The 10,872-nt window shown below is 69.4% G+C and carries 9 protein-coding genes and 1 tRNA gene; 2 read left to right on the top strand and 8 right to left on the bottom strand.

Features of this window, described 5'->3' with window-relative positions; translation table 11 throughout:
* From IF12_RS25890 to IF12_RS0121355, 7 genes are all read right to left on the bottom strand, one after another.
* Positions 1 to 276 (bottom strand): hypothetical protein (locus IF12_RS25890; RefSeq protein ID WP_156036874.1); only part of this gene is annotated, 276 nt, incomplete at its 3' end.
* A 469-nt stretch (positions 277 to 745) separates the two neighbouring features.
* Positions 746 to 2,596 (bottom strand): beta-propeller domain-containing protein, encoded by a 1,851-nt coding sequence (locus IF12_RS0121380; RefSeq protein ID WP_030162151.1) that lies wholly within the window; start codon positions 2,594 to 2,596, stop codon positions 746 to 748.
* Positions 2,597 to 2,694: 98 nt separating this feature from the next.
* Positions 2,695 to 3,537 (bottom strand): carbohydrate ABC transporter permease, encoded by an 843-nt coding sequence (locus tag IF12_RS0121375; protein ID WP_081913825.1) that lies wholly within the window; start codon positions 3,535 to 3,537, stop codon positions 2,695 to 2,697.
* A complete protein-coding gene (locus tag IF12_RS0121370) occupies positions 3,537 to 4,538 on the bottom strand; it encodes a carbohydrate ABC transporter permease (protein ID WP_051704720.1) in 1,002 nt (333 codons plus the stop codon). Before IF12_RS0121370 ends, IF12_RS0121375 begins: the two co-directional genes overlap by 1 nt.
* On the bottom strand, positions 4,520 to 5,797 hold the full coding sequence (locus tag IF12_RS0121365) for an extracellular solute-binding protein (protein ID WP_030162144.1): 1,278 nt from the start codon (positions 5,795 to 5,797) through the stop codon (positions 4,520 to 4,522). Before IF12_RS0121365 ends, IF12_RS0121370 begins: the two co-directional genes overlap by 19 nt.
* Before the next feature lie 364 nt (positions 5,798 to 6,161).
* Positions 6,162 to 6,232: transfer RNA gene (locus IF12_RS0121360), tRNA-Gly, on the bottom strand.
* 81 nt (positions 6,233 to 6,313) lie between these two features.
* A complete protein-coding gene (locus IF12_RS0121355; RefSeq protein ID WP_030162143.1) occupies positions 6,314 to 6,796 on the bottom strand; it encodes a GNAT family N-acetyltransferase in 483 nt (160 codons plus the stop codon).
* Between the two features lie 470 nt (positions 6,797 to 7,266).
* Between IF12_RS0121355 and IF12_RS0121350 the strand changes: the two genes are divergently transcribed.
* On the top strand, positions 7,267 to 8,370 hold the full coding sequence (locus IF12_RS0121350) for a PP2C family protein-serine/threonine phosphatase (protein WP_197034827.1): 1,104 nt from the start codon (positions 7,267 to 7,269) through the stop codon (positions 8,368 to 8,370).
* 66 nt (positions 8,371 to 8,436) lie between these two features.
* On the opposite strand, the gene IF12_RS25885 is transcribed toward IF12_RS0121350, so the two are convergent.
* Entirely contained in the window at positions 8,437 to 8,598 is a 162-nt protein-coding gene (locus IF12_RS25885) for a hypothetical protein (protein WP_156036872.1), read from the bottom strand.
* A gap of 310 nt (positions 8,599 to 8,908) precedes the next feature.
* On the opposite strand from IF12_RS25885, the gene IF12_RS0121340 reads away from it, so the two are divergent.
* Positions 8,909 to 10,747 (top strand): acyl-CoA dehydrogenase, encoded by a 1,839-nt coding sequence (locus IF12_RS0121340; RefSeq protein WP_030162139.1) that lies wholly within the window; start codon positions 8,909 to 8,911, stop codon positions 10,745 to 10,747.
* Positions 10,748 to 10,872 lie beyond the last annotated feature (125 nt).

The raw sequence follows: 10,872 nt of genomic DNA, 5'->3' as shown, positions 1-10,872 counted from the left end.
GGCGATGGCCGAGGCGGTGTTGAACGTGAAGTCGAACTGCGACAGCAGCAGGTCGCGCAGGGCCGAGAACCCGAACTCGGTGCGGTGCAGGTTCGCCGCCTGCATCTCGATGACCGACCGGAGTACCACCGCGTGCTGGGTGTTGATCAGGTCAGCGGCCGTATCGAGTGCGGAACGGATCGCTTGAGCCTGAGCGCGGCGGCCAGCGCCGAAGGACGAAGGAGGGGTGGCTTGGGGGAGGCCGTCAATGGGGGTGATGCAGGTGCTGGTGTCCATGAGCGCGGCCTCCCTTCGAACTGGCTTTCGTTGGTGTGTTTGTTTTTCGGTTTCTTGTACTGAGTCAATGATGACAGGCCGTGGGGGGAGTGGCATCACCTGAAGGGGTGAATTCCATTGAGGATTATTCACGACGACCATGAGATCGATTGGGCCGCAGTCCAACCTGCGCCATCCTCCTCCCCCTTGTCGCTGCCCGCCTTGACCGCAACCCACCGCACAACCGTTCGGCCGCAGGCAGACCAGAACAAATGCGGACCTCCTCGTCGCTGCCGCTCTCACCCGAACCCACCCACCACCCCACAGCCGCAAACCGACCCCCGCCAAACACAGACCCCTCTGTCGCCGCCGCCTTGACCCAAACCCAGAAGTCCCCGCAATCGAAACGCACAACGCAAAAGCGGCCCGCGCTGCCGCCCGAATGGCTGCGCGGGCCCCTCTTCCCCTCCGACTCTCGGGGAAGTCCGGCCTACCAGGCCACCCAGCCGGTGACCTCGTAGTCCCCGTCCAGCTCGTTGGCCTGTAGTCCGGCGGTCGACAGCGTCCACAACTGGCCGTCCAGCACGAAGGCGCGCAAGATCTCCCTGTCGTACGGGTCGTTCCCGCCCTCTTCATGCACGATCCACGCGGCTTCATCCACAGTGTCCGTCCCCACGTTGATCACAAGTGCACCCGACTCGTAGTCGTATCCCCTGTCGCCCCAATACGACGCGGGCATCACGGCGATGCCCGTCTCCGGCCAGTACAGGAACGCGTGCGGGTCCCATTCGGCCGCCGATTGGGCGTTCTCCATGTGGTACTGGTCCAGCACCACGGCCTCATCGGCGCCCGTGTCGAACAGGCTCACCTGGAGGCCGGTCGTCAAGCCCTCCTCGGTGGCCTCCTGGCCGACGCCCAGCAGGCGGCTCGGGCCGACCGGGTGGAGGTACGCGGAATAGCCGGTGATCTTCAGTTCCCCTGTCACCGTGGGGTTCGACGGGTCAGACAGATCTACTGTGTACAGTGGATCGGTCTGACGGAAGGTCACCACATAGCCGGTGTCGCCGAGGAACCGGACCGCGTAGATCTGCTCCCCGACACCCAGGTCGGTCACCGAGCCGGTCTCCTCGATCGAGGCCTCGCCGACCGCGAAGACGGTCACCGTCGACTTGGAAGGTGCGGGTTCTCCTGCGCTGTCCACCAGGCAGTTCGGGCATCCGCCCCACCAGCCCGTGTTGTTCTCGGTGGTCGCCACTCGAAGGTGGCCGTCGTACTCGCTCATCGAGTACTGGTTCAGCAGCGTCCCGGCCACGGTCGCCTCCCCCGCCAGGCGGGGCTCTCCGTCCGCGAACGCGAACCGGTAGATCTCGGTCTCGGCCTCCTCTGCGTCCCATGAGTAGTCGTAGTGGGCCACGTAGAGGCTGTCGGCGGTGCCGTGGACGGTGCCGCCGTCGGCCATCACGACGTGCGGTTCGACTTGGTCCCAGTCTTCGCTTGCGGGCAGCGCGAAGACGCTCAGGGCCGAGCCGGTGTACCGCTCGGGGTGGGCCACGTCGCGGCAGTCGATCCCGCCTTCCTCGCCGTTGACGCTGAACTCCGGCAGCCAGTCCTCGATCTCGGTGTCGCGCAAGGCCTCGGCGAGTTCGGAGGGCTTGATGTCCTCCCACATCAGCTCCCAGATCGCCTGGATCTGCGGCGCCGAGGACACCACCAGGCGCACCTCCCCGTCCACCAGGCGCCCGTCGACCAAGGTGCCGTCCATGACGAACACGTCGGCCTCTTCCAAGGTCTGCGCGTCGAGCCGTTCGATGCGGAACTCGTCGTAGTAGTAGTCCCCGTCGCGCAGGTGCTGGTCGTACATCAGCAGCAGGTCGTCGCCGTCGAGGAGCAGGCGGCGGTTCGTGGACTCGGCGTCGAGGTCGCGTTCGGCGACCACCTCGGCGGTGCGGGTGTCGACCACGCGCAGGACCTGCTGGACGATGCTGTACACGAAGGTGCCGTCGGTCTTGACCAGGTCCGGCTCGTCCACTCCGGCGACGGCGTTGTTGGTCTTGGAGAACGAGCCCGGCTCGGCCGCGGAGGTCGGCGCGGCGGCGTCGTCGGTCAGCACCTCGTTCTCCTGCGGCGCGACGCGGAAGCGGTCGGCGACCAGCCAGGCGCTCAGCGCGGTGATGGCCGCGGTCTGGATGCCGTCGAGGGCGTCGTCGCAGGAATTAAAGGAGACGAGTTGGGCGGAGGCGGGGACCCAGGGGGGCGAGTCGGTCCCGATCTCGCCGGTCGGCGCGGTGCACGCGCCGGCGGCCAGCGCGGCGGCGAGTGCGATGAGGAGTCTGGTCTTCATGCCTCCTGTGACGCCGGGAACACGCGGGCGGTTCCCGTGGGGGCAAAGCGACGGGCCCGGGGAGTCCCATCACCCCGGGCCCGTCTCGTCCGGACGACTCACCCCTTGGTGCCGCCCGAGGTCAGTCCGCTGATGAGGTGCCTCTCGGCGAAGGCGTAGAAGATCAGCGCCGGGAGCATCGCGAGCATGACGAAGGCGAGGACCCTCGCGGTGTCGGAGGCGTACTGGCCGCTGAACTGGGTGACGCCGAGCGGGAGCGTCCACCAGGTCGGCTTCTGGAGCACCACCAGCGGGAGCAGGAAGGAGTTCCAGGAGCCGACGAGCGCGAGCACCGAGACGGTGGCGAGCACCGGTCGGGACATCGGCAGCAGGATTCGGGTGAAGAAGAGCCACGGCCCCGCGCCGTCGATGGTCGCGGCCTCCTCCACCTCACCGGGGATGGAGCGGAAGAACGTGCGCAGGATGATGATCGTCAGCGGCAGGCCGAACGCGGCCTGCGGCAGGATCACGCCCAGCGGGCTGTTCAGCAGTTCGAAGCTGCGCAGGATGATGAACAGCGGGAGCACGGCCACGGCGAACGGGAACATCATGCCGGCCGCGAACAGCGTGAACAGGAGCTCGCGGCCTCGGAAGGCGAAGCGGGCGAACACGAACGCGACCATCGCCGAGCACGCGACGACGATGAACGTGGTCACGAAGGCGATGAAGACCGAGCTGAAGACCTGTCGCCAGAACGTGTCCGAGGCGAGGACCTGGGTGTAGTTGCTGACGTTCCAGGGGCTCGGCAGGCCGAGCGCGTTCTCGCGGAGCTGCTGGTTGTCCTTGAAGCCGCCCAGGAGCGCGAACAGGATGGGCGTCGCGACGAACACGAGGGTGACGAACGCGGCGGTGTAGTAGCCGGTGCCGCGGAGGATGCGGGCCCGGCGGGTTGCGACGCTCATTAGCGGACCCCTCCTGCGGTCGTGATCGACCCTTGGAGGTCGCGGCTGAGGACGTAGCGCTGGTAGATGAGCGCGAACACGAGGCTCACGATGAACATCGCGATCGAGAGCGCCGAGGCGTAGCCGATCTGGTTGCGCTGGAAGCCCTGTTCGAACATGGTGATCGCGAGGGTCTCGGAGGCGTGGAACGGCCCGCCGCCGGTGAGCACGTACACCAGGTCGAACAGCTGCACGGTGCCGATGACCGACAGGAACACGATGATGCGGACGGTCGGGCCCATGAGCGGCAGGGTGATCCTGCGGAACGCCTGGGCGCCGGTCGCGCCGTCGATCGCGGCGGCCTCGTAGAGCTCGTCGGGGATGTTCTGTCGTCCGGCGAGGAACAGGACCATGTGGAAGCCGAAGAACTTCCAGGTCAGGATTCCGAAGACGACGAACAGGACGATGCTGCGGTCGGAGAGCCAGCCGATCTGCGCGTCGATGCCGAGGCCCGCGAGCAGTGAGTCGGCGAAGCCGCGCCGGGGCGAGAAGATCAGGCCGAACAGGACGGCGGTGACCGCCTCGGTGAGGATGTACGGCATGAAGAACAGCAGCCGGAACGCGGTGCGGCCGGGGAAGCGCTGATGCAGGAGCATCGCGAGTCCGAAGGCGATCGGGAGTTGGACCACGATCGAGAGGACCACGATGATGCCGATGCGCCACAGGTCGCCGAGGAAGACCTCGTCGCCGATCAGGGTCCGGAAGTTGTCGAACCCGATGAAGTCGGTGGGGACGCCGCCGAGGCCGTTCCAGCGGAAGAACGCCACGTACCCGGCGAAGAGCACCGGGAGCAGGACGAACAGCAGGAACAGGACCAGGCCCGGCACGATGAACGTCGCGAGCGTCCCGGCGCCGGGGCGCCCGGGCCGCCGGCGCGGGCGCATGCCCGCGTCGGCGTCCGGGCGCCCCACGGCCGGGGAGGCCGGCGGCGAGGCCTTCAGTGTCACGCCTCGGCCGCCCATGCGTCGTTGACCCTGGCGACGAAGTCCTCGGCGGTGATCTGGCCAAGGATGAGTCCCTCGGTGGCCTCGTTGATGACGCCGCCGATGGCCGGCGGGTAGGCCTGGTCGAGGTACAGCTGGGTGCCGGTGGCGGTGGCCAGCGCGTCGATCACGGTCTGGGTGTCGGGGCCCAGGTCGGGTGCGACCGCGGCGACGTCGGCGGCGACGGGGGTGAAGTTGCCGTCGACGATGGCGCGGGCGTAGTTGTCGGGCTCCATGATGTAGCAGAGGAAGTCGAGCGCCTCGTCGGGCGCGTCAGCGGAGACGGCGTAGCCGTTGCCGCCGCCGAGCCATTCGGTGCCCAGTCCGGCGCCGCCTTCGACGGCCGGGAAGGGGAAGAAGCCGAGGTTCTCGGGGCCGTCGGTGCCGGAGGCGTCGCGCTGGACCTGGGGGGCCCACTGGCCCATCAGCTCCATGGCGGTGACGCCTTCGCCCATGTTGGCGGCCTGGCCGTCGGCCTCGCCGTATCCGGCGGATTCGAAGCCGGGCTGGAAGGGCTCGAGCGCGGCGAGGTCGGCGAGGAGTTCGCCGGCCTGGACGAAGCCTTCGCCGGAGAAGTCGCCGGCTTCGGCGGCCGCTTCGAGGCCTTCGAGGCCGACGATGCGCATGACCAGGTAGGTCCAGTAGTAGTGGCCGGGCCACTGGTCGGCGCCGGCGAGGGCGATCGGGGCGATCCCGGCGTCCTTGAGGGCCTGGATGTCGGTCAGGAACTCGTCCCAGGTCTCCGGGGGCGCGTCGATGCCGGCGTCGGCGAACAGGTCGATGTTGTACCAGAAGCCGACGACGCCGGTGTCGAACGGCATGCCGTAGAGCTTGTCGTCGATCGTGTAGGGCGCCAGGGCGATCGGGTCGATCTGGTCGAGGCAGTCGAGGTCGGAGATGTCGCGGACGAGTCCGGCGTCGACCTGTTCGGAGAGGACGCCGCCGCCCCAGGTGTGGAAGATGGTGGGGACGTCGCCGGATTGCGCGGCGGTGCCCATGCGGCTCTTGAACGCCTCGTTCTCGATGGGCTGGACGTCGAAGGTGACGTCGTTCGCCTCGGCGAAGTCGTCGGCGAACTCCTGCCAGGTGGCCATGAGCGGGTCCTGGTTCTGGATGTGCCACCAGGTGATGTCGGCGTCGCTCTCACCGCTGTCGCCGCAGGCGGCGGCAGTGAGCACGAGCGCGCCGGCCGCGCTTGCGGCCACGAGCGCTCGGGCTTGTTTAAGGGGTTTGCGCATCGGAGTTCTTCCTTTCGAGGGATGCGAGGGTAGTCCGACATGGGTCGTGGGCGGTTCCCGGCGAGGTAGATCGAGTGGTACGCCGGGCAGGGAACGCCCCCGAAACTTTCGGAGCAAGTATCGGAAACTTTCGATGCGGTCATAGTACCTGTGGCGTTCGGGAAAGTGAAGAGGGTCTCTATCTACGGACCCAGCACAAGTGTGACGTAGGCGTAAACGCAGGTAGGGGTCATGATCATTTGCGCGCGAAACGCGACTGTTCGCGCACGGGGCGTCGGGGGCGGCTGCGCGGAGCGCGCGGGGAGCGGCCGGAGGGGACGCGGAAACGGCCGCCCCGGAACCGGGACGGCCGTGAAAGACGCGGAGCGGGTGACGGGAATCGAACCCGCTTCTCAACCTTGGGAAGGTCGCATTCTACCAGTGAACTACACCCGCGAACTCCGCCTGAGCGGAGCCGCACCGAGTATACAAGGGCCCCGGGCGGTCCGCCGCCGGGCCTGTCGGGGCGGCTGGTTGTCAGTCGCTCGCGACCCGGTCGGCGCGCAGGACCTTGCCGAGGTGGAGCGAGCCGTCCTCGGCCGCGTAATGCCCGAAAGGCGTCACCGGGACGTAGCCGATGGCCTCGTACATCGCGATCGCCTCGGGCTGGCGGGGGCCGGTCTCCAGGATCAGGCGCGCGCGTCCGGCCGCTGCCGCCGAGGCCTCCACGGCCGCCACTAGCCGGCGGGCCAGGCCCTGCCGGCGGGCGTGCTCGCGGACGTAGACGCGCTTCATCTCGGCGTCGTGCTCCTCGTGGGAGCGCCAGCCGCCGCAGCCGACCGGCTCGCCGGCCTCGTCGAAGGCCACGATGAAGTCGCCGCCGGGCGGGTCGAAGTCGCCGCGGCCGAGCGCGGTCTCGTCGCCCGCGCCGTAGCGGCGGACGTACTCCTGCTGGATCTCGGCGCAGAGGGTCTGCGCCACAGGGCCGTCGAACGGAACCTGCGAGAGCGTGAACTGCACGCGTCCAAGATTCGCACAGCCGAACCGGGCCCGCCAGCGCCTTTCGTCACGCCCGCGGGCGCGGCGATCGAGCCCGGTCCCGGCACCCGCGGCACGGCCCGGCACCGTCCGAACAGACGAGGTCGGGGCGGCACTTTCGGCGCTCGGATCCGACCGAACGAACAGACTTCGCCGACACCCGTACGGCGGTGTCCTCCACGCCCGGTCAGGCCCCGGCGACCATTACGATCTTCACATCGGCGATGGTCGAATCGGGTCAGGCGACCCGCACACCCCGTCGACGACGGTCGAGGCCCGGCGCAGATCCCCGCGCCGCTTCGGCCAGGTCCCCTCGGGCGCGGCGATCCCCTCCGGTTCCGGCCGGCGCGCACGAGGCGTCCCGCGTCCGAAACGGGTACCCCCGCATCGGACCTTCGGCGAACGCGCGGGGGACCCCGCTGCGATCCGGTAGGAAGGAGGCATTCGCTCACATGCGCACGATGTTGCGACGAAGGCCCAACGTGGCCCGCGCTGACCGCTGGAACGGCTGGTCGGCGCCATCGGTGCGATCGGCGTTCACCGCCGCCTTCGCCGTCGTGGTGGTCCTGGTCGGGCTGCGCCTGAGCGCGCAGGGCGATTCGCACGCCGTCTCCTGGCTGGCGCTGCCTCCCCTGGCGGCCTCGGCGTTCCTGCCGTGGCGCTGGGTGGCCGGGGTCGGGGTCGCGAGCATGGCGATCGCCTTCGGGTACCTGTGGGTCCTCCAGGGCTTCGCGGTGACGGCGATGGCCTCCTACGGGGTGGACTTCCTGGTCGTGGCCGTCGCGGTGATGATCGCCGCGGCCGTGGCGATCGTGCGCGAGCGCGACGACGACCGGCTGCGCAAGCTCACGCAGCTCGCCTCGGTGGTGCAGCAGGCGATCCTGCGGCCGATCGACCACCGGCTGGGCCCGTTCGACATCGCCGCGCGGTACGTCTCGGCGCGGTCGGGCGCGGAGATCGGCGGCGACCTGTACGAGGCCCTCGGCACCGAGTTCGGGGTGCGGATCATCATCGGCGACGTGCGCGGCAAGGGCCTGGACGCGGTGCGACTGTCCTCCACGGTGCTGGGCTCCTACCGGCACGTGGCGTTCGAGCGGGCCGACCAGCGGTGCATGATCACCGACCTCGACCACGCGGTGGCCCGCAACGCCGGCGACGAGGACTTCGTGACCGCCGTCCTCATGCAGGAGCGCGGCGGGACCCTGGAGATCATGAACTGCGGGCATCCGCCGCCGATGCTGGTGCGCGACGGCGTGGCGACGTACCTGGAGCCCGAGTCGATGGCGCCGCCGCTGGGGCTGAACCCCTCGGTGCGGGAGCTGACGCTGCGGCTCCAGCCGGGCGACCGGATCTTCCTGTACACCGACGGCCTGGCCGAGGCGCGCAAGGACGGCGAGTTCTTCCCGATCCGCGAGCGCGCCTGGAGCCTCATCGGCCACGGGGACGTGGGCGACGGGCTGGCCTCGCTGGAGTCGGCGCTGCGGCGCTGGGTCGGCGGCCCGCTGGCCGACGACATCGCGCTGCTGCTCCTGGACTACCGGCCCGAGGCCGGCTGAGCAGGGCCTAGAGCCGAGCGGGACAACGTCAGCGCCCCGGGGCCGACCGGGCGGCCACCGGGTCCCCTATCGCCCCGCGGCGGACTGGGCGGGGACGGCGACGGCGGCCGGACCGGTCGCGGCGGGCAGCCGGAAGACGCGGTGCAGGACCGGCCGGGCGCGGCGGTGGCGGCCGATGTAGTTGGGACGGGCGCGGGCGGCCAAGCGGCCGGCGACGGTTCGGATCATGGGGGCGGCTCCTGGACCTGGAAGGTGCTCGGCGCGCATGGTTTCGCCGAGACGGACGCGCCTGCGCGGGTGCGTCGCACAGGCGGCCTGTCGTTCGGTTCAACGAGGCACGGTTGCGCCGGTTACGGCGTTTCCGGGTTTTCCCCGCCGCTCACCCGATCGAAGGAACGATCCGGGCGTGTCGCGCCGCCCGCACGGCTCCCTGCGGCCGGAAATCTGGCAAGCTTCACGCTGGTCGGCGCGGGATGCTTGAGGTACTTACTCGCGGGTAATATGATGGTGGTTACCACCGAGTAATGGAGGACCCGCAATGACGCACTTCCGCCACAACCTCCGGGATCTGGAGTTCAATCTCTTCGAGGTCTTCGGAGCGGACACCATCCTCGACCACCCGTCCTTCCCGGACCTGGACGAGGCCACCGCCCGCGAGATCCTGAGCGAACTGGCGCGCCTGTCCGAGGAGGAGCTCGCCGCGAGCTTCGTCGAGGGCGACCGCAACCCGCCCGTGTTCGACCCCGCGACGAACTCGGTGACGCTGCCCGAGTCCTTCAAGAAGTCCTACCGGGCCTTCATCGACGCCGAGTACTGGCGGCTGGACCTCCCCGAGGTCCTCGGCGGCACCGTCGCCCCGCGCATGCTCTGGTGGTCCCTCGCCGAACTCGTGCTCGGCGCCAACCCCGCCCTGTGGATGTACGCCGCCGGCTCCTCGTTCGCGCACACCGCGCACCTCGAGGGCACCGACGAGCAGAAGGAGTGGGCGAAGCTCTTCGTCGACAGGGGCTGGGGCGCGACCATGGTCCTCACCGAGCCCGACGCGGGCTCCGACGTGGGCGCGGGCACCACCAAGGCCTACAAGCAGGCCGACGGCTCCTGGCACATCGAGGGCGTCAAGCGGTTCATCACCTCCGGCGACCAGGACATGACCGACAACATCATCCACTACGTGCTCGCCCGCCCCGTGGGCGAAGAGGGCGCCGGCGGCCCGGGCACCAAGGGCCTGAGCCTGTTCATCGTGCCGAAGTACGAGTTCGACCCGGCCACGGGCGAGCTCGGCGCGCGCAACGGCGTGAACGTCACCAACGTCGAGCACAAGATGGGCCTCAAGGTCTCGGCCACCGCCGAGCTCACCTTCGGCGAGAAGGCCCCCGCGAAGGGCTGGCTGCTCGGCGAGAAGCACGAGGGCATCCGCCAGATGTTCCTCATCATCGAGTACGCGCGGATGATGGTGGGCACCAAGGCGATCGCGACCCTCTCCACCGGTTACCTCAACGCGCTCGACTACGCCAAGAGCCGCATCCAGGGGCCGGACCTGCTCAAGTCCACCGATAAGGCCTCGCCGCGCGTGCCGATCATCAAGCACCCGGACGTGCGCCGCTCGCTGCTGCTCCAGAAGAGCTACGCCGAGGGCCTGCGGGCGCTGGTCTCCTACACCGCGTCGTGGCAGGACAAGGCGCGCCTGGCCGAGCTCGACGGCGACGAGGAGGCCGCCGAGACCGCCAAGCGGATCAACGACCTGCTGCTGCCGCTGGTCAAGGGCTGCGGTTCGGAGCGGGCGTACGAGCTGCTGAGCAGCGAGTCGCTCCAGACCTTCGGCGGCTCGGGCTACCTCCAGGACTACCCGCTGGAGCAGTACGTGCGCGACGCGAAGATCGACACGCTCTACGAGGGCACCACCGCGATCCAGAGCCTCGACTTCCTGTTCCGCAAGATCGTCAAGGACAACGGCGAGGCGCTCATGGCCGTCGCCTCCGAGATCATGGCGACCACCCAGGACGGCCACGCCGACCTGGAGGAGACCCGCGCGAAGATCCTGCGGGCGCTCGGGGACGTGCAGGGCATCATCGAGGCGCTCCAGCCGGCGCTCATGGGCCCGATGTCGGGCGAGCCGCGCGAGCTGTACAAGGTCGGGCTCCACTCGCGCCGGCTGCTGCTGGCCGTCGGCGACCTGGTGGTCGGGTGGCTGCTGCTGCGCCAGGCCGAGGTCGCGCAGAACAAGCTGGACGCAGGGGCGGACGACGACTTCTACCGCGGGAAGGTCGCCTCGGCGAAGTTCTTCGCCAAGGAGGTCCTGCCGCGGGTGACCGCCGACCGCAAGGTCGTCGAGGCCGCCGACCTGGTCCCGATGGACCTCCCGGACGAGGCCTTCTAGCGACGAGGCGTTCGAAATCGGCCGAATCGAAGGCCGGGCCGGACCGCTCGGCCCCGGTGAGAGGTTCGGGACCTGCCAAGCCAGATGGCCGGGCCGGAGCGCTCGGCCCTGGCGGGGCATTCAGG

Source organism: Glycomyces sp. NRRL B-16210 (assembly GCF_000719515.1).
Lineage (GTDB): Bacteria > Actinomycetota > Actinomycetes > Mycobacteriales > Micromonosporaceae > Glycomyces.
Note: the sequence above shows the minus strand (reverse complement) of the source record. Positions and strands in the feature narration are given on the sequence as shown.

Excerpts from the sequence above, each read along its gene's own strand:
- IF12_RS0121380 (WP_030162151.1), bottom strand. The coding sequence starts at position 2,596 with ATGAAGACCAGACTCCTCATCGCACTCGCCGCCGCGCTGGCCGCCGGC.
- IF12_RS0121375 (WP_081913825.1), bottom strand. The coding sequence starts at position 3,537 with ATGAGCGTCGCAACCCGCCGGGCCCGCATCCTCCGCGGCACCGGCTAC.
- IF12_RS0121370 (WP_051704720.1), bottom strand. The coding sequence starts at position 4,538 with ATGGGCGGCCGAGGCGTGACACTGAAGGCCTCGCCGCCGGCCTCCCCG.
- IF12_RS0121365 (WP_030162144.1), bottom strand. The coding sequence starts at position 5,797 with ATGCGCAAACCCCTTAAACAAGCCCGAGCGCTCGTGGCCGCAAGCGCG.
- IF12_RS0121350 (WP_197034827.1), top strand. The coding sequence starts at position 7,267 with ATGCGCACGATGTTGCGACGAAGGCCCAACGTGGCCCGCGCTGACCGC.
- IF12_RS25885 (WP_156036872.1), bottom strand. The coding sequence starts at position 8,598 with ATGATCCGAACCGTCGCCGGCCGCTTGGCCGCCCGCGCCCGTCCCAAC.
- IF12_RS0121340 (WP_030162139.1), top strand. The coding sequence starts at position 8,909 with ATGACGCACTTCCGCCACAACCTCCGGGATCTGGAGTTCAATCTCTTC.